The 18058-nt window shown below is 68.7% G+C and carries 16 protein-coding genes and 2 pseudogenes; 9 read left to right on the plus strand and 9 right to left on the minus strand.

Annotated elements, in window-relative coordinates:
* Positions 1 to 173: 173 nt before the first annotated feature.
* Both ACTIDRAF_RS33410 and ACTIDRAF_RS0209525 read right to left on the minus strand, forming a co-directional pair.
* Complete coding sequence (locus ACTIDRAF_RS33410; protein WP_016698507.1) at positions 174 to 1433, minus strand: hypothetical protein; 1260 nt, start codon at positions 1431 to 1433, stop codon at positions 174 to 176.
* A 28-nt stretch (positions 1434 to 1461) separates the two neighbouring features.
* Positions 1462 to 2109, minus strand: coding sequence for a DUF3558 domain-containing protein (locus tag ACTIDRAF_RS0209525; protein ID WP_016698508.1), 648 nt, complete (start codon positions 2107 to 2109; stop codon positions 1462 to 1464).
* Positions 2110 to 3722: 1613 nt separating this feature from the next.
* On the opposite strand from ACTIDRAF_RS0209525, the pseudogene ACTIDRAF_RS35545 reads away from it, so the two are divergent.
* Positions 3723 to 3992: pseudogene (locus ACTIDRAF_RS35545) on the plus strand (NucA/NucB deoxyribonuclease domain-containing protein); the annotation flags it as partial.
* Positions 3993 to 4694: 702 nt separating this feature from the next.
* Here the strand turns inward: ACTIDRAF_RS35545 and ACTIDRAF_RS0209530 are convergent.
* From ACTIDRAF_RS0209530 to ACTIDRAF_RS0209560, 7 genes and pseudogenes are all read right to left on the minus strand, one after another.
* Positions 4695 to 5111 (minus strand): hypothetical protein, encoded by a 417-nt coding sequence (locus ACTIDRAF_RS0209530; protein ID WP_016698509.1) that lies wholly within the window; start codon positions 5109 to 5111, stop codon positions 4695 to 4697.
* Between the two features lie 14 nt (positions 5112 to 5125).
* The gene (locus tag ACTIDRAF_RS28005) at positions 5126 to 6166 is read right to left on the minus strand and encodes an NsdA family TPR-like regulatory protein (RefSeq protein ID WP_483446986.1); all 1041 of its coding nucleotides are present in this window, start codon (positions 6164 to 6166) and stop codon (positions 5126 to 5128) included.
* A 546-nt stretch (positions 6167 to 6712) separates the two neighbouring features.
* A pseudogene (locus ACTIDRAF_RS35550) lies at positions 6713 to 7039 on the minus strand (HAD family hydrolase); the annotation flags it as partial.
* The gene (locus ACTIDRAF_RS0209540) at positions 7024 to 7368 is read right to left on the minus strand and encodes a hypothetical protein (protein ID WP_016698511.1); all 345 of its coding nucleotides are present in this window, start codon (positions 7366 to 7368) and stop codon (positions 7024 to 7026) included. The pseudogene ACTIDRAF_RS35550 and the gene ACTIDRAF_RS0209540, both read right to left, overlap by 16 nt.
* Positions 7369 to 7927: 559 nt before the next feature.
* Complete coding sequence (locus ACTIDRAF_RS0209545; RefSeq protein ID WP_245533485.1) at positions 7928 to 9139, minus strand: M20 family metallopeptidase; 1212 nt, start codon at positions 9137 to 9139, stop codon at positions 7928 to 7930.
* A gap of 134 nt (positions 9140 to 9273) precedes the next feature.
* The gene (locus ACTIDRAF_RS28015; RefSeq protein WP_016698514.1) at positions 9274 to 9708 is read right to left on the minus strand and encodes a helix-turn-helix domain-containing protein; all 435 of its coding nucleotides are present in this window, start codon (positions 9706 to 9708) and stop codon (positions 9274 to 9276) included.
* A 31-nt stretch (positions 9709 to 9739) separates the two neighbouring features.
* Positions 9740 to 10252 (minus strand): ASCH domain-containing protein, encoded by a 513-nt coding sequence (locus ACTIDRAF_RS0209560; RefSeq protein WP_016698515.1) that lies wholly within the window; start codon positions 10250 to 10252, stop codon positions 9740 to 9742.
* A 250-nt stretch (positions 10253 to 10502) separates the two neighbouring features.
* On the opposite strand from ACTIDRAF_RS0209560, the gene ACTIDRAF_RS0209565 reads away from it, so the two are divergent.
* The 8 genes from ACTIDRAF_RS0209565 to ACTIDRAF_RS28025 form a co-directional block, all read left to right on the plus strand.
* The gene (locus ACTIDRAF_RS0209565) at positions 10503 to 11612 is read left to right on the plus strand and encodes an NAD(P)-dependent oxidoreductase (protein ID WP_157162945.1); all 1110 of its coding nucleotides are present in this window, start codon (positions 10503 to 10505) and stop codon (positions 11610 to 11612) included.
* On the plus strand, positions 11609 to 12400 hold the full coding sequence (locus ACTIDRAF_RS0209570) for a class I SAM-dependent methyltransferase (RefSeq protein WP_016698517.1): 792 nt from the start codon (positions 11609 to 11611) through the stop codon (positions 12398 to 12400). The genes ACTIDRAF_RS0209565 and ACTIDRAF_RS0209570 overlap by 4 nt, the downstream gene beginning before the upstream one ends.
* Positions 12397 to 13122: a class I SAM-dependent methyltransferase gene (locus ACTIDRAF_RS0209575; protein ID WP_016698518.1), complete on the plus strand. Its 726-nt coding sequence runs from the start codon at positions 12397 to 12399 to the stop codon at positions 13120 to 13122. Before ACTIDRAF_RS0209570 ends, ACTIDRAF_RS0209575 begins: the two co-directional genes overlap by 4 nt.
* Positions 13077 to 14231 carry a hypothetical protein gene (locus tag ACTIDRAF_RS0209580; RefSeq protein WP_016698519.1) on the plus strand — a complete coding sequence of 385 codons (1155 nt, stop codon included), beginning with the start codon at positions 13077 to 13079 and terminating at the stop codon, positions 14229 to 14231. The genes ACTIDRAF_RS0209575 and ACTIDRAF_RS0209580 overlap by 46 nt, the downstream gene beginning before the upstream one ends.
* 19 nt (positions 14232 to 14250) lie before the next feature.
* Entirely contained in the window at positions 14251 to 14628 is a 378-nt protein-coding gene (gene speD, locus ACTIDRAF_RS28020) for an adenosylmethionine decarboxylase (protein WP_016698520.1), read from the plus strand.
* 503 nt (positions 14629 to 15131) lie between these two features.
* Positions 15132 to 15653, plus strand: coding sequence for a nitroreductase/quinone reductase family protein (locus ACTIDRAF_RS34455; protein WP_016698521.1), 522 nt, complete (start codon positions 15132 to 15134; stop codon positions 15651 to 15653).
* A 416-nt stretch (positions 15654 to 16069) separates the two neighbouring features.
* Positions 16070 to 16903, plus strand: a complete 834-nt coding sequence (locus tag ACTIDRAF_RS0209595) for a ThuA domain-containing protein (protein WP_016698522.1) — start codon at positions 16070 to 16072, stop codon at positions 16901 to 16903.
* A partial coding sequence (locus ACTIDRAF_RS28025; RefSeq protein WP_052168762.1) for a Gfo/Idh/MocA family protein occupies positions 16900 to 18058 on the plus strand: 1159 nt, incomplete at its 3' end. The genes ACTIDRAF_RS0209595 and ACTIDRAF_RS28025, both read left to right, overlap by 4 nt.

Raw genomic sequence — 18058 nt, forward strand, 5'->3', positions numbered from 1 at the left:
CCGCTCCGCCTCCAACTCCCGCCAGGCCCGCCGCAGCAGGACCTGGCGCTCGTCCTGGGTGGTTCCGCAGCCGCCTTCCAGCAGTGTCGGCGGCAGCACCAGCCCCAGGTGGGCACCGAGGCTGTCCACCTGCGCCATGGAGAGGAGCACCTGGTCCCGGGCCGGCATGCGGATCACCGGTCCTCGTGGGGGCGGTTCATCCCGTCCAGCACCGGCGGAGCCACCCGGCAGTCGTCGTCGAAGAGAGCATCCATCTCGACCAGGTAGTCGGCGCGCCGGTGCGAGGGGACACCGTCCGGGTCCGCCGGTCTCCCGGCCGGTGGCCCGCCGGGTACCCCTCCGAGTCCCGGTCCGGTACCAGCGGCGGGCAGGCCGGACCTGCTCGTGGAGGTCGTTCCGCCGCCTGCCACACCGGGCCCGGGACCCGGCGTGGCGGTACCGGACCCGCCTGGGCCGGGTCCCCGTCCAGGCGGTACTCCCGCCCCCGGCCCGGGGTGGCGCCCGGCCACACCGAGGGGACCCGGGAGCGGACCACCGGCCACCGGGCCGGAACCGCCCGAGGACACGCCGGGCGGTGACGCCGTCCAGGTCAGCCCGCCCGCGTCCCGCGCCGCCCACCGCGCTTCCACCGCCGGCGCCTCGTGCCCAGCCGCGGAGGGGGCAACCGTGGGGTCGGACGGCGTCTTGTCAGGTGGGGCCACCTCCACGTCCGAGCCCGGGGTCCGTCCGCCTCCGGAAGCTGGGCGGCCGCCGGACCGCTCCCCGTCCACCAGGTCGGCTCCCCGCTGTGCCGCCTCCCGCTCGTCGCCGGGTGGCAGCACCACCGAGGATGACCGTTCCGACAGGGAGTCCGGCGGGAACGCCGCCGAGACGGGCGTGACCGGTGGCCCGGCGACCCGGAGCTCACCGATCCGGGTCTGGGGGTCGAAACCGAGGGTGGCCTCCAGCACACCGTTGGAGTTGCCCTGGTACTCCGCCATCACGTCCCGAGCGCGCCTGTTGTCCTGGTCCCAGGCCTCCATCGCGTCGGCGTATCCGCTCAGACCGGGCAGGATCGCGTCCAGGAAGCCCTTCTCCGGCCTGGGTTGGCCGATGGGCACCAACGACCGGGCGCTTTCCAGGTACTCGGCCTGCAGGTGAGCCGCGTGCGCCGCCTCCACCGCCTGGGCCCCGCACTCCTCGGCGAAGCCCGCCAGGGGCAGTGTGGACGATCGGAAGGCCTCCGCGGTCTCTCCCTCGTGGGAGTCGACCGAGGCGCGCACCGTCGCCGCGAGGTACTCGGCCAGTGCCCGGAAGGACTGCGCGATCTCCAACCAGGTGACCACCATCTCCTGCGGGTCGGCCCCGTCCTGGTCCCTGCGCAGCGCGGCCGAGATCGCCTGGGCGTTGGTGTGTTCCCAGGAGTAGTTGGCGCGGTTCAGGTTGATACCCATCACACCCCCGTCGTTCTGGGTTCCTCCGTCAGTCCCCGGTGGGCAGCCGCACCAGGACCGCGCGGGCGACGTCGGCGGCCCGGGCACACGGATCCGACTCCTCGGCCCGGGTCACACCGTCCTCCAGGTAGAGCGCGTTGTCGGACTGCACGACGAACTGCTGGTCATGGGCGGTCCCGACGAAGACCTGGCAGTTCTTGCTCTGCTCGACGTGCTGCGCGGCGACGGCTGGGTAGCCCTCGATCGTGATCGGGGTGAACACGGCATAGGCGTCGCGCCGGTCGTACACCGCTCCCAAGCCGTTGCGCCCGATGTCCCGGTACACCGCCGCGTCGGAGACCGTGACCCGGTTGCGCCACAGGCAGGGTTCGAAGGGCCCGGTCGGCCGCTCCAGCTCCCCCTCGGGGTCCAGTCCGAGCTCCTCGGCGGCGTCGGGTGGCAGCAGGTCGCAGGGCTCCAGCGCCCGCATGTCGATCGGGTTCTCCACCGGCGGGTACCGGGGGTCCGGCGGCTCCTCGGGTTCCGAGCTCACGGCCGCGCCCGTACCGCCGGGGTGTGGCTGTCCGGCCTCCCCGGAGGGGAGTGCCACCGCCAGGTAGGCCACCACCGTCCCGGTGACCAGCACCACGGCACCGCTGGCCCACCACTTCCCGCTACCCGCCATCTCGTCTCCCACCTGGTCGCCTCCTCGATAGACCCGTCCTGGTGGAAGCGCCATCGCGGGCACTTCACGAAGGCATCGATGGCGTTCCACAGCTGGAACGAGAAGGAATGGACACCATGGTCAGACGCCTGGCCAGAACCGGGTTCGGGCCTGCGGCACCCGGTCGGGGGCGAGCACCGCAGGCCCGAACCAACTCAACAGCGATCCCAGCCTGGTCACCAGAGCGGCGGCCGGGCGTTTCAGGGGCGTTCATGGGGCGACACTGGTCAACCCGTTCATCCTTGGCCGCCGCTTCGCGCGTGTACACCGAAATCCTCCGCCGCTGTTGAAGCGTGTTGCATTATTCTCTCCGAAATCTTGTCCCAGGAAACCAACGCGTTACCGCGCCGATCCTCTCTTGGTGTACAACGTCAATCAGTGATCTCATCCCGCCTTCGAGCGCTTATGTCTTCAGCGCAACGGTCGAAAACGTCGGCGAGCGGCATGGCGGCGTCGTGGCAGTGCTAGAACTCCTTTCAACTTCGCCCATCGGGGCCCCGTTCACATGCAAAAATATACTGCCGGTTCCCCCTCTTCGCTGTCACCTCCCATCGGCGCACGTAAAGGTTCCTCGGAAATCAATTGAAGGGCGCTCAGTAATCTGTTCGGCGCTTCATGGATCTTCCAACTGGACTAGTAATGTCATACTGAATGTTCACCCGCAAGCTGCAGGTGTATCCTCCATGAGGATCCAATTATTATTTTTGTAGCCCTACTCATCTTCTGGCTGCGGGAGAATTAGTCCACGCGGCCACTTTCATTCCCGCGCCCGAGAATGCCGGCAGTAGCAAACCTGCTGCCGATGGTCGATCAGGGGCAAACCCCTAAGGCTCGCCAAGGTCCTTCGATAAAAGAAATCTTAGCCCCGAGGAGATTGGTGAAATAGAACAACCGGGAAAGTATTTCCCTGGTGTTTCCCCGCCCCGGCAGTCGAGTGCTAGCCTGGCTGGTGCCGGAGATCCGGTCACCCCACAAGAGTGTCAAGACAATTTCCGCGAAGCACACGACGGCTACTGGTGCAAAAATAGATTTGCCGCTTGCCTGCTCGAAATCGCCTCTTTCAAGCGTGAACTGTGCACTGACTCCTGTCAAGTTGTAGCAGAAGCCACGGCTCGAGCGACTTTGACCATCAACTCACTGCCAAACAATAGAAGGATCGCCCTAGGTTCATCCATCGCTTCCCTGGTCGAAGACGACTATATTCCGGAGATCGTGGAGTTCCGAGTGGCATGCTGTTCCATTAGGTATGCGGACACCACCGCTTCCTGTGCTAGCTCGACTGAATTGCCGGCACCTCACGACAATATTGTCTTCGCTGCAATGTCCTGGGATCAATGGAAGCAAAACGATGGAAACGAAATCGGTCGCTACATCGACCTGACTGGACACGATACACCCGAAGACCCCTCGTTACCTACGACGATCGAGCGGCGAACTAGCTGATATCTTGACCCCGTTATCACAGACTTTCGCTCTTCCGAGGGCGACTTCCACATGTGGCTACCACTTAACTTCTTCCGCTGCGATTCCGCACGAACGGAAATCTCGTACCGGCGAATGTATCATGAAAAAATCAGCGCGATAAAAACAGGAACAAATCGATCGCTGCATGTAGAGAGTACTTCGGCAACAACTACCGCGAGCGCCCGGACGGAAACACCAACGATTGCGACGAGTATCCATCTGCCTCTACCTACGAAGGCTCAGCTCAAGTAGACGATGATGCGACAGCGAGAAGTTTCGCCGTTCGTCCAGTCCTGAGTGCCTACAACCGGGCAGTTGGATCCCGATTCGGCGCCTGGATGGCGCGCGACCACATACTAGATGGCGATCCATTTTTCGTGGTGGTAAGCTAACGCTGCTTACACAGGGGTTGGCTATACAGGCCAGACCCCTGTATTCGTTGCCAAGGGAGTCCAGTTGCGCCGGATCGAAACCGTAGTACGTGTCGAGTATTTTGGATTTATGCTCATGGACAGCAGCTGCGATCTGGGGGCTACGCTTCATCGAGAACCCGACACAAATCTGCCCATCATGGAGGTTTGCGAAAGGGGAATTTATCTTAAAAGTCCAGCGAACTACCACGAACCAAAGGCAGTCATCGACATAGTCGAGACGCCTCTAATTGCAAACCGCATAGGCCTGACGCCAGGTTCATGGGGGACATTCGAAGCCCCATCTGGTCATGTGATACTCACATGCATCATGCCATCTCCAACAGATATATCTTTCCACTTGCCCTGGAATGGAAAAACAGTATATCGAGCAATCCATTCTAACCCGTTGTCCCTCACTGAAGAGACGGTCACTAAGGCAAACGAGCAGACTGAGGTTTTCGGTATTACCTTGTGGTCAGCCTAAAGAACTTAACCGGGTTCGTGAGAAGGTTTAAGTTCTCCTCAATGTCAGTCTTCCGTGCAGTGAGATCAACGCGAGCATCTAAACACGCCAAGTGCGGATCCTCTCAGGAAGCGCATTCACGGTCCAGTCAGCGCCCATCTCGCAGTGAAGCAGTTTTCGCTCAGCTCGCCTGCTTCAATGTCCCGGTCCGATGGGGTTCAGGGCCGGTCAGGACCTTGGTGGGTGGCACCCGATGTGCCAGCAACTGCCCCCGACGGGGCCTCGCGTTCGATGCGCTCGAAGATGTCGATGTCCGTCGCCTTCTGCCAGTCGGGCAGGTCAGCCCAGTCCGCCACGTAGGACGGCTTCGGATCGGGGAAGTGCTTGAGGACCTGCCCGACCCAACACAGCGCGACGAAGCGCCCCTTCTGCTCCCGGGTGAGCTTGCCAGCGGCGCCGCCGGTGACCTCGATGAACGCGAGCACCTGGTCGTACACGGCGGTCGCGGCAGCCCGTTCCCAGTCCGGAGTGTCCTCCCACCCGGCGACGTACCCAGGTTTCGGCTCTCCGGGGTAGTGCTTGATCACCCCGGCGATCCACGCCTCGCGGAACACGCGGCCACGGCTGTCCTGCATTCGGTGGTCCTCCATCATGCGGCGTGGGTACCGACAATGTCGCTGATGTCGGCATCGAGTCGCTGGATCCGCTGGTCGACCAGCAGCGGGTCCAAGTACGACTGTAGACCGCGCAGCTTGTGGTTCACGACCCCGGAACCGGTCCGCCGGGCGGTGGCCACGGCGGCATTGGCGTAGGCGATGACCTGGTCGTGGTCGCGGCGATGCACTCCGATCACCGCCAGGTCGGTGAGTACGCCGGCCTTCCGCCGTGCCGTCGGGCTGCCCGCCAACGCGTCGCCCAGGGCCTCCTCGGCGCGGTCGTAGCGGCCCAGCGTGACGTAGCAGCTGCCGCGTTCCTCCGCCAGCCGGCTACCGTCGAACCGCAGCCAGCCACCGTTGTGCACCGGACCGCGCAGCTGATGAACCTCGGCGGCCGCGTCGAGCGCGCGTTCACAGGCGTTCAGGTCGCCGAGACCGGCGCATGCCCCTGCCCGCACGGCCGCGACCCAGTGCCGGGTGGAAAGCGTGGGATCGCCTCGCTCCGCCACCGCGCCGGCGAGTTCGAGCAGCGGTGCGGCTTCGGCGAACCGGCGCTCGTACAGGACGATGAACGCGTGCCGGATCAGCGCGCACGCCCAGAGGTCGGGCGAGTTGGCCTCCTGGCCCGCCGTTGCGGCCAGGGTGTAGCAGTGGGCGGCGTCGGTGTAGCGGTCCGCGTCGAGGAAGATCTCGCCGGTCAACTGGAAGAGCTCGGAGGACAACGCGCAGAGCCGCTGGTGGATGGCCGAGTTCTGCGGATGACGCAGGCCGGCGGTCAGGGCGTCGAGCTGTGCGCGGACGAGGGGAAGCACCTGGCTCTTGGTCGGCGCCATGGCGTACATCCGCCACAGGTGGCTGTTCAGCGCGGCGAACTCGCTCGCGGCTGCGGCATCCACCCTGCCGCTGCGGGCGGCGGCTGCGATGGTGTCCCCACACCGACCGCGGCGGCGAGTCCCTCCTGGGTGTAGCCCATCATCTCGCGCCGTGCTGCGAAAGCTTCCCGCCGCTGGCCCATGGTGATCACCCCATCTCATGCAATTCGGTGTCACGGTAGCCAACTAGCGGCCGGGGCTGGTCGTTCGCGGGGAGCTGTACCCGTTCGGGCTACAACCGCCCCTCTGCGGGTGTATTCGCAGGTCAGAGGGTGATGACGCCTCCTCGCCGCCTCATGGTCGCCGCGTCCGCGTTCTCGTTCAGGTTGATCACCGGGAGTTGGCTGAGATCGCTGCGGCAGGGCTAGGCTCGACTCAACGGGTCGGAGCTTCGCGTTCCCGTTCGCTCTGTTACCGGGGCCGGGCGACCAGGCAGAACTGGTGTCACAACCTCGAAGCCGGTCGAGGATGTCGGTCAGTTCGTCCGAGTCCTGATCGTCGCCGACGATGGTCCTCCTGCTCGATTTCGGGCAGGCCGTCCTCCGCGTGGCGTGCGTTGTCGGACTGCACGAGGAATTGCTGGTCGTGGGCGGTCCTGACGAGGACCTCGCATCGGCCAGCCGCACCCGAACACCCTCCACCGATCCGCCGGTCCGAGTTCTCCACGGTTACGACGAGCCATTTTGATCAGCGGAGAGGGTGTCGTTGTCAGTCGATCACCAGAGCGATCGCTTCGAGCACTGTTCCCACGGTGTGGTCGGGTGGTGAGAGGGATTCGAGCCATCGGCGATTCCTGTGAAGCCAGACGGTACGGGCGCCGCATGCCTGGCGGCCCGCGATGTCTGCCTGGGGACTGTCACCAATCACCCAAACGTCGGTCAGGTCGGTGCCGCATCTCTCGGAGGCCAAGACGAACAGTGCGGGTGCGGGTTTGCGGATACCTGCTGCCTCCAAGATGGCCCAGCCATCCAGGACCTTGACCAGGCCAGTGTGGTCGAGGACCGCCTGCTGAGTGCCGGTCAGTCCGTTGGTGACGACGCCGACCTGCCATCCCTCGGCTCGGAGAGTGGCGAGTGCGTTGAGGACGTGAGGACTTCCGGATCGGCGATGGACTCGGGCGGGTTCTGCGAGAGGGCGGGGAGGATGAGGACGCGGTCAGGAACGTGCCGAGTGCCGCAGCACCGGAACGCGGCAGGAGTCACGGTCAGGCCCAGCAGCGCGGTGCCGGCGATCAGGATGAGGGTGGCGATGACCGTGGCCTTGGCGGTGAACAGTGTTCCGCACCGGAGCACGGCGATCGTCGTGGTCGAGGTCAGGCCAGTGCCGTATTCAGTGGTGATGACCAGGACGCCGAGGATGTCCACGACCAGTGGGTCCTGTCGGGGCTGGGCCTGTGCTCGTTGCGGCTCCCCGTCTCCTGGAGTTCCTGATGTCAGGAGGTCCGTAGCTCAGGAGGTCCTGGCCCCGGGTTCCGGCGTGGCGTTGGTTCCTGGGCGTGGTCCCGTTCGTGGCTGGGGTTCGTCGTCGGCCTGGGGGCAGGGGTACCGGGTGGGGTGGTGCCGTTGCCAGTACCGGCCGGTGGCCGCCCCGTGCGGTGGCTGCCGTGCTGAGCTGGGGGAGTGGCTGTCGGTGTCGGGCAGGCTGGCGGGGAGCTGTTCCCGCCCGCCGTCGGGGCTCGCCGGTCGTCGCGGCCGCCGGTCTGGTGCGGGGCGGTCGGGCTTGCGCGTCCGTGGACGGGGTGGTGGTGTCCCGCGGTGGGCCCGTCGCTCATGCGGGCACCGGTCGTGTCCACCATTTTGGTGTCGCTGATTCCCGGTCCGCGCGATCCGACGCGGTTCGAGCGGCGGGCCCGAGTGGGAGGTGCGTGATCCACCGCGGGCCGGGACATCCCACTGCTCGTTGTCGAAACCGCGCACGGTCGGGCTACGGACGCAGGAGCGCGAGTACGGCGGCGTGGTAGATCGCTTGGATGGTGGGGATGGTGTCCAGGCGGATTCGTTCGTCGGTGCCGTGTAGGCCGACGTAGTCGACGCCGAAGCCCGCGGTAGCGGGGATGTTCAGGCCGGCGAGGTAGTTGCCGATGTTGGACGGCCCGGCGATCTCGGGCTCGACCTCGACGCCGACCGCTGTGGCGGCGTCGAGGATGGCGGTGCGCAAACGGGAGTCTTCGGCGAGGGCGAACGCGGGCCAGCGAGTGTCGACCTGGATGAGGGTCGGTTGGGTTCCGGGCCACGCGTCGTCGACTTGGGCGACGAGGTGTTGGAGCAGTCGGGCGGCGTCCTCGTCGTCGAAGTTGCGGGTGGTGCGGATGTCGACGTGGAGGGTGCACAGGTCCGGGGTGACCGAGTAGCCCTGGCCTCCCTCGATCGCGGTCACGGTGAGCTTGCCGGCCATCGGGAATTCGGAGCTGGCGCTGTCGGCGAGCTCCGCCGCGGAGAGCACCCGGACCAGGTTGGCGGCCTTCTCGATGGCGCTCGGGGTGGTTTTTCTGCCGCCGGAGTGCGAGGCCACGCCGTGCACGTGCAGTGTGGCGCGGTGCACGCCGCGTCCGCCGACGACGAGTTTGTCCATGCCGGGGTAGCCGATCATCACGCCGGCCACGTCGTCGGGTGCGTCCGGGCCCTCGAAGTAGCGTTTCGCTCCGCCGAAGGCTCCAGTGTGCTCGTCGACGTCGAACAGCAGTACCAGGCTGCCGCGCAGCTGGTCGGTCATGGTGGCGAGCCGGGTGGCGACGTGGCAGAAGATCGCGGCGCCGGATTTGGAGTCGGCACTGCCGCGTCCGTAGAGCCAGCCGTCCGCGGTGGTCGCGGAGGTCGGCGGATGGGTCCAGGCGGCCTCGTCGCCGAAGGGCGCGGTGTCCAGGCAGGCGTCGAGCACCCAGCGGGGACCGGGACGGGCTCCGCGGATCTCGCAGGTCAGACCGACGGTGGCGCCGACTTTGTCCTTGAGCACGGTGACGACGAGGTTGCGCTGTTCCAGCCAGCCACTCAGCCGGTTGAGCACCGGCTCGTACGGGTCGATACCGCCTCGGCTGGGGATGGCGACCAGTTCGCGGGTCAGGGCGATGACCGACTCGTGGTCCTCGGTGGCCGCGGCCAGCACGTCGTGCTCACCGCCGTGGTTGATCGTGCTCACGACCGGCACCTCCCCTCACCCACGCTCTGCTGGGCTCGTCTCTGGCGTCTAGCTTCGCACGGTCGGCAGGTCACGCAGGGCCTGGTCACTCTCGACCCGGCGGGCACCGGCGTAGACTTGCCGTGCGTGGTCGATCAGGCGTTCGGCCACCGCCGCCTCGAACAGCACCCCGGAGTCGGTCGCGTGAGCGGGACCCACGAGGCCAGGTACTCGCCGGCGTCGTGGACCACTTTGGTCATGGCCGCGCGCAGGTCGTGGTGGCCGACCAGCAGGCGTGGTGTCTCGGATGCGGAGGTGAGCTGCTGGTCCTGGTGCGCGAATAGCACTTCCGGGGGCTGGGCGTAATAGTCGGCGAGCGTCTTGCGGTAGCGGATGCTGGTGATGTGCTTGCCCAGCTCCCAGCCGGACAACATGCTCGGCGTGACACCGGACGAGCCTTCTTTCGACCGCTTGTCGAGGTCTTCGCAGACCTGCTCCAGCGTGGCCGGGATCGACAGGCGCGCCTGCCGCAGCGGGGATACGCCCAGGACGGCTGCCGGGCCCTTGCCGCGTGCGCGCCGCCCGGCCATTTCGCCCCACCCTTTCTCGTTCCTGATGTGATCAGGTTACGGAGGCGGGGTGCTCCACGACTAGCTCTCGTACCGGTTCGGCCGCCGCGAGCTTGTCGCACACGCCCGCGAGCGTGGGGTTCTTGTCCACCAGGGTGTAGCCCTGCGGTGGGTGGAATTTGCCGAGCATGCCGGTCAGTTCCTCGGCGGTGAACCCCGGGAACTCGCGCACCTCCCTGATCGGCAGCGCGAACCCGTTCTCCAGATCCTTGAGGTACTCGAAGACCGATTCGCCGTTGCCAGCGCGGGCCTGCTCGGCGATCTCGGCGATCCGGGTCGGGCTGGCCACGACGGCTTCGTCGAGATCGATCACGGCGGCCAGCTTGGATACCGGCGCGGTGAGGTAGACGAACCACGTGGTGGGCCGGTCAGCGAGGTAGCGGCGGCGGAATTCGTGCCGCTTGAGGCGCTGCCAGATCAGCTCGTAGTACTCCGGGTTGAGCGACATCAGCACACGCTCGACCGGGAGATCGAACTTCGCGGTGCCGAACAGGTCGTCCTGCACTCCAGGCTCCCGTCATCACGATCGCGCCGCCGGGACAGCGGCCTCCCAAGCCCACGAAGTGTAATCACCCGGATGCGCGGCGCTCCGCTCCGACACCGCCATTCACCTACCCACCTGCGATTTCGACACGGAGATGAACAACGAACCCACAACCGGTGAGCAGCAGCCGCGAACGCGGTGACCTGGCGCAGCGAGTCACGGGTCGTGACGCTTCACCTACATCCAGTGTGGAACACCCGTGGAGGCGCAGATGCCCGACAGTACCGCCCTCGTCATCGGCTTCCCACGCGAATCCAGCACCGGTGACCGGCGCACCTTGCTCACCCCGACGGTCGCGTGCGTCCTGGCCGAGGCCGGGTTCGAGGTTCTTGCCGAACCCGGCATCGGTGCGGGGGTCTTCTGCGACGACGCCGAGCTCGCCGCGCAAGGTGTGCGGTTCGCCGCCCCGGATGAGGTGTGGGCCGCGCCTCTGGTGCTGCGCTACAAGTCCGTCAACCCGGAGGAGCTGTCCCGCTTGCGGCCCGGCCAGTCGATCGGCGCGCTGTTCCACGCCGAGGGCGACCCCGCCCTGCTCGCAGCCTTGGCGGGCAGCGGCGTCACGGCCTACAGCTACGAGTTCCTCGAAGAGGACGGCCGATTCCCGATGGCGGCTCCCGGCGGGGAAATCGCCGGTATCCAGTCGATTCTGTATGGGGCACAAGCACTGCAGACCGTCCAGGGTGGACGCGGGGTGCTGCTGGCCGAAGTCGCCGGAGCGGTCGCGCCCCAGGTGGTGGTGATCGGCTGCGGCACCGTCGGTGCGGCTGCGGCCCGCACCGCGGCCGCGCTCGGCGCGCGGGTCACCGTCCTCGCGCGCTCGCAGGACTCGGCAGGCCGGTACCTGCCGGACGCCCCGGCCGGCGTGCGGGTCGCGGTCAACACGCCGGAGCTGCGCTCGCTCGTCCTGGCCGAGGCGGACCTCGTTGTCGGCGCGATCCTGATCTCGACGTTCGACACGCCCCCGATGATCAGCGAGACCGACCTGCGCGGGATGAAGGCCGGCGCGGTGATCGTGGACGCCACCTGCGGGTATGGGGAGGGCTACTTGCCCACGGCCGGGCCGGTTCAGCAACCCGGCGACGTCCCGCGCGTGACCCAAGGCGTGCTGCACGTCAAACTCGACGCCCTCCCGGCGCTGGTGCCGGTCACCACGACCGCGGCGTACACCACCAACGCCGCCCCGTACCTGGCGCGCCTGGCCCGCGTCGCCTTGTCCGGCGTGAGCGACGGGGGGATCGAGACAGCCCGGATCGCCCAGGACGGTCGGCTGGTGCATCCAGTGTGCCGGCAGCACGCCGCGTTCTACGGAGTCCCGGCGTGACCGCGACCAGCGACGCCGTCACCGTGGTCGAGTCCTACGCGCGGCGGGCACGGTTCGCCCGCGCCGAAGCCACCGCTGTTCGCCGGCCCCGGCTGCTGCGCGGGCTGCTGCGCACCGGCCCGCACGTGGTGGAAGTCCCGTGCGGCACAGGGCATTTCCTGACCGAGTACGCCCGCGCAGGCGCCACGGTGACCTTGGTGGATGCCTGTCCGGAGATGCTCGCCGCCGCCGTCGAGCACGCAGTCAACGCCGGTGTGCCCGCCGAACGCACGGTCCCGGCGGTGGCCTACCTGCACGAGCTGGAGTTCCTTTCCGAGGTCGAGCTCGTGGTGGCGCCGAACGCCGCGCTGAACCAGCTCGCCCGCCAATCCTCGCTGACCGACATGCTGACCGCGCTCCGGCAGGCACTGCGTCCTGGTGTCGAGGTGCTCGCGCAGGTGGCGTGCGCGCAGCCCGGTGGTGGGGTGGACTCCGCTACCTTCTACGACGTCGCCCGCCAGCACCGGGTGTGGTTCCCCGACCGCTGGTTCGACCCCGCCCACGCTGGTGGGGCGGTCCTGCGGCGTCGCCGCCAGCACCGCGACGACGACCGGCTGCGCATCGAGTTCGACTACGTCGACCCCGCCGGGCACAGCCTCTACGTGACCACGGTGGAGCTGGCCCTGTTCTCCGCCCAGCAGTTGCGGGACACCTTCACCGCCGCCGGGTTCGTCCACGTCCGGTTCCTGCCCGGACAGGGCGGGCTGTCGGAGGTCCTGGCCACCACCGATCCGGGAGTCCAGCGGTGAGCGGCAACGAGACCGTGGCCGGCGCGGACGAGTACTGGCGGCGCTACTACGCCGAGCAGTTCCGCTTCGGCCTGGGCACCGAGGACATCCTCGCCGCCCTGATGACCATCCCGCCCGTTCAGACCTGGGTGGACCTGGGCTGCGGATCGGAGTCGATGCTGTGGGCCATCGCCCTGCGCGCCCAGCAACTCGTCGCGGTCGACGTCGATCGCACACGGCTGGAGATCCTGGGCCAGTTCGCCGAACTCGCCCGGCCTCGCGGCGTGCACACCACCGCGCTGGCGCTGTGCGGGCGCGCCCAGCCCGACGACTTCCTGGCACGCTGCCGATCGCTGGTCGTACGGGTCCGCGCCGACTGCCTGGACGGTTCGCTGCCGGCCAACCTGACCGCGACCACCTTCGACCTGGTGACCCAGTTCGGGTTGCTCGGCTTGTGCCGCAACGACGAGCACTTCACCACCCGGTTCGGCGAGATTCACCGCCTGCTCGCGCCGGGCGGCTGGACCGCCGGCGCCAACTGGGTTGCCCGCGACCCACGCGGGCGAGTCGAGCTGACCCACCAGCTCTACCAGCACGCCGCCGCCCAGGCAGGCGTGCACCTTCTGCTCCTCAAGCGGATCACGATCGCCGATCCCGAGTTTCCCGCCGTGTGGACCTACGTCGGAAGGACACAGCCATGCCCACCAGCCAAACCGCTCAGTCGCCAGGCCCAGGCGAGCTGATCTTCGCCCCGGTCGGGATCGCGCATCTGACGGGCGACAACACCGATCTGCTGCGAGCCGCGGCCCGCGGCAAGCAGCGGCTGCGTGTGACGACCGCCGCGCAGCTGAACGGCACCCCGCACATCGGCACCGTCGTCACGGTGCTCTCGGTGTTCGCCATCGCCGGCCACAACGCCGACGTCTTGGACCTTCCGGCGACGGTCATCTTCGACGCTCTGGACAACGCCCCGGCAGAGCATGTCGAGATCGACGGCAAGATCTACACCCGCACCGTGGGCGACCTCATCGACTCCGGCCACCTTGACCGCGCCGACCGGGTCTGGGGGTTCGAGCGGCTGCTGCGGTGGGCGGCGGACCGCTCGCAGGTGCGCTACGAGTTCCGGCCGTACTCGATCTACCAAGGGCTGTCGCCGGTGCGGACCTGCCTGCACGCCATGGCCTCCCGTCTGGAGGACTTCCGCTCGATCGTGGCCCCGGCCGACGGGATCGTCCGCATCCGACCACGCTGCCCCGAGTGTCGCCTGATGGAGAAATCCGCGAAGAACCTGTCGATCACCGCAGGCGACGGAGTCGTTCACCTCGACTCGCTCTGCCCAGTCCACGGCCGCTACCGGGAGACCATCGACATCAGCGGTACGGACGGCTGGTACGACGCGAACACCCCGGTCCGCTCCATCCAGAAAGGGTTCCTGCTCGCCGCCGAGGGTGAGCTGTACGAGGCGTGCTCGGTGTCGGTGGACGGCGCGGACTGGGGCGGGGCCTGGCACGCCCACGTCCTGGCACCCGCGCTGGCGACGCTGGGCATCCCGGCCGCCACATGGCCGGTCAGCGTGTTCACCCCACTCGTGCTCGACCGCAGCGGCGGCAAGCTGTCCAAGACGCTCTATGTCCGCTACGGCGCCGCCTACGCCGACCTGCCCGAGGCGTTCCTCAACCTCGATGTCCTGCTCGACCAGCACGGAGACGACGCGCTCGACGCGATCTGGACCGAGGTCACCCGTTGGGCGGCCGAACCGCGCCGGCTGCACCGCTCCTACACCGTCGACTACCTCGCCGACCTCATCCGCATCCCAGCCAACGCCCCGGCCCTCGACCGGCGATCGGCCTGACCAATCCCTGGAGGTTCCCGTGATCCACGCCGTCTACGACATCACCGGCTGCACCATCCCCAATCCCGAACCCGCCGAGCTGCTGGAAGCCATGCGCGCCGCGGTCGCCCGGCTCGGCTGCACGGTGCTCGGCGAACTGCCCGTGGTGTTCCAGCCGCACGGCGCCACCTGCGTGCTGGTGCTGGCCGAGTCCCACCTGACCGTGTCCACCTGGCCCGAGCACGAACTCGCGCACGTCGATCTGTTCACCTGCCGTGCCGATACCGACCCCGAAGAGGCGATCGCCCCGATCCTCGCCGCGCTCGGCGGGGAAACTGTGCACGGCCAGCGAATCGGTCGGCTCGGCCCCGCCGGCGTCGCTGCTGGCTCGGCGCCAGCAGGATGGGGTGTTCGGTAACGAGCCTGCTGGAATGGAACGTCCGCGACTCCTCGCCGGAGCTCGGCCGTTGGTCGACCGGACACGTGGTTCCGCTAGCTGATCGGAGGCAGGGCCATCCAGTACGGTCCTGGTCCTGGGCAAGAGGAAACGGCAAGGCCGGGGGGGACGGCCGGCGCCGGAGTCAGTCGGTTCGGGTGGTGCCGGGGATGGCTCCGGACGTCGCGATCCGTCGGCTGGGGGCGCGTGAGCTGGCCGTCGGGGCTGCCGTGACTGGTGGCTCGGCCGCTCCCGCTGCTCGTCGGTGCGCCTCGTGGTTTCGCTGTGGACCGGGCGTCCGGTGGTCGGCGAGTCGGTGTGTCCCGGGGCGGTTCCGGCACTCGCACCTGCTCGTACCTTCGTGGGGTTCGACAACGGGGACCGAACAGGAGGAGGGACACCGAGGAGGCGTCGAGCCACCCTCGCGCTCCGCCGAGCGGCCGACCGGTGGGGGATGGTCCTGCTGGTGGGGATCCGCCGAGTTCGTGGCCGAGGCGGAGGTGACCGCCTGCTACGTGGCCGGTCCCCCCGACGTCTACGCCCGCCACGCGGACGACCCGGCGTCGCACCGGTGGGAACCCCAGCCGGCGTCGAGGGGGACGGGGACACCGGATGAGGCCGCCGTGCGCCGGGCGCTCGATTCGGACGTGCTGGTGGACATCACCACGACCGGGCGTCGGTCCGGGCTGCCCCGGCGTCTCGAGATCTGGCTCTTCCGGTCCGGGGGCCGGTTCTTCCTCACCGGCTACCCGGCGGACCGTCCCCGCGACTGGTACCGCAACCTGCTGGCCGACCCCCGCCTCACCGTGCACCTCAAGGAGTCGGTGGTCGTCGACCTCCCGGCCACCGCCGTCGAGGTCACCGACGCCGTGGACCGCCGTCGTGTCCTGGACGACATCCTCGACCAGCTCAGCAGGCCCGACAACCCGCAGGGCCTGTCCGAGGAGCTCGACCGGGCGGGGTGGCATGCGCGCAGCCCGCTCCTGGAGATCACCGGCCTCACGTAGTGAGCCGTCCCTGAGCTGATGCGCCCGGCATCCGCCCGAGGCGGGTGCCGGGCCGAAGCCGGAGGAGGGGGCAGCGGCGGGCGGCGGCGAGGCGAGGAGTGGCAGGACGCGCACAGGGGACCCACCGGCACGGGGACATTCGACACGGGTGACGGGTGACGACGTCGAACGGTGTTCGACACGGAGTGCGGTCGAATGGGCCGTGCTCATATCGCCCGACCGGCTGATTGTTCCCGCTGGCGGGGGTCGGTTGGATCAGCGGTGCAGGACAAGATCGACACGGTGGCCAAGCCCCCGCGTGCGGACACCGGTCGACCTGGTCCGTCGGAGCGGTCCGCTCACCCTGGCGGGGGTGTCGCGACGCACGACAGACGACGTCCTCCGACCGTGACCGTTCGTGCGATGGAGGAACGCCGGTGAGTGCCGTGCCCGACCACCGTCCCGCCGCCGACACCCCCGAGGGAACGCCGAACCCGACCCGGGTCACCGTCTGGAACGAGAACGTCCACGAACGCACGCAGCCGGAGGTCGCCGAACGCTACCCGGCGGGCATTCACGGCGCGGTGGCGGCGGCGATCGGGGAACACCTCGGCCCGGCCGCGTCGATCCGCACCGCCACCCTGGACGAACCCGAGCAGGGCCTGCCGCCCGATGTCGTCGACACCACCGACGTCCTCGTCTGGTGGGGGCACCTCGCCCACGACCGCGTCGACGACGCCCTGGTGGAACGGGTCCGGGAACGGGTGCTCGGCGGGATGGGTCTCGTCGTGCTCCACTCCGGGCACTTCTCCAAGGTCTTCACCCGGCTGTTGGGCACCACCTGCGCGTTGCGGTGGCGCAACGGCGACGACCGGGAGCTGGTGTGGACGGTCGACCCGCGTCACCCGATCGCCGAGGGCGTGCCGAGCCCGCTGGTGATCGACCGGCAGGAGATGTACGGGGAGTTCTTCGACATCCCCGCGCCGGACGAGCTGGTCTTCGTGTCCTCGTTCACCGGTGGCGAGGTGTTCCGCAGCGGCGTCACCTTCCGCCGGGGCCACGGCCGCATCTTCTACTTCAGCCCCGGCGACCAGGACTACCCCGTCTACCACCACCCCGACGTGCGGCGGGTGATCGCCAACGGGGTGCGGTGGGCACGGCCGGACCAGCCCGTCGGGCCGCCACCGGAGCTGCGCCGCTCCCCGGTCGGCTGGTGGGACGAGGAGCCGGCGACCAGCCCCGGAGACGCGTCTCCGGGTTCGGCCCGATGACCGGCGGAGCCTTCCGCACCGTCGACCACCCCGGCCCGCTGCGCGCGGTGGTGGTGGGCGCGGGCGCGATGGGGCGGGCCTGGCTGAACACGGTGGACGCCTCGCCCACGATGGACCTGGTCGGGGTGGTGGACCTCGACGTGAACGCGGCGACGGCGGCGCTGTCCGCCTGCGGGGTGGCCCCGGTGCCGGTGTCGACGTCGCTGCGCGCCCTCGCCGAGGCCACCCGGCCCGACCTGGTCATCGACGTCACCGTCCCCTCGGCGCACTACTCCGTGACCCGGGAGGCCCTCGACCTGGGGTTGGCGGTGCTCGGGGAGAAACCGCTGGCGGCGACCCTCGCCGAGGCGGTCAGCCTGGTGGTGGCCGCCGAGCGGGCCGGCTGCCTGTTCGCGGTCAGCCAGAACCGGCGGCACAGCCCCGGGTTGGCCGCGCTGCGGCGGCAGGCGGGGACGTTGGGGGCGGTGGGCGTGGTCAGCACCGAGTTCTTCCGCGCACCCAGGTTCGGCGGGTTCCGGGAGGAGATGGAGCACCCGCTGCTGCTGGACATGGCGATCCACCCGTTCGACGCGGCGCGGTACCTGGTGGGCGGCGACCCGGTGACGGTGTGGTGCGAGGAGTTCAACCCCCGTTGGAGCTGGTACCGGGGTGACGCGGCGGCCACGGCGATCTTCGAGATGACCGGGGGAGTGCGTTACCTCTACACGGGCAGTTGGTGCGCCCCCGGGTTGGAGACCTCCTGGAACGGGCGGTGGCGGGTCAGCGGGCGGCACGGGTCGGCGCTGTGGGACGGCGAGGCCGAACCCGTCGTGGAGCACGCGGTGCCGGTCGCCGGGGCCGCCGAGGTGGCGGCCGAGCTTCGGGCCCGGCGGTCGGGGCCCCTGGCGCCGGTGGACATCGCCGGTTCCCTGGCCGACTTCGAACACGCCCTGCGGACCGGGCTCCCACCGAGCACGGTGGCGGCGGACAACCTGCTGAGCCTGGCGATGGTGCACGGCGCCATCGCTTCGGCGACCACCGGGGCCCGGATCGTGATCGCCGACCTGCTCGCCGAGGCGCACCGCGTCGCCGTGGACGGGGCGGATGCGGACCTCCGCCCCGCGCTGCGGGCCTGGCGGCCGCCCGCCCCCGGCGGGGCCGGCGGCGGCAGCGGCG

Origin of the sequence: Actinoalloteichus spitiensis RMV-1378 (assembly GCF_000239155.1) — a bacterium.
GTDB classification, from domain to species: Bacteria; Actinomycetota; Actinomycetes; order Mycobacteriales; family Pseudonocardiaceae; genus Actinoalloteichus_B; species Actinoalloteichus_B spitiensis.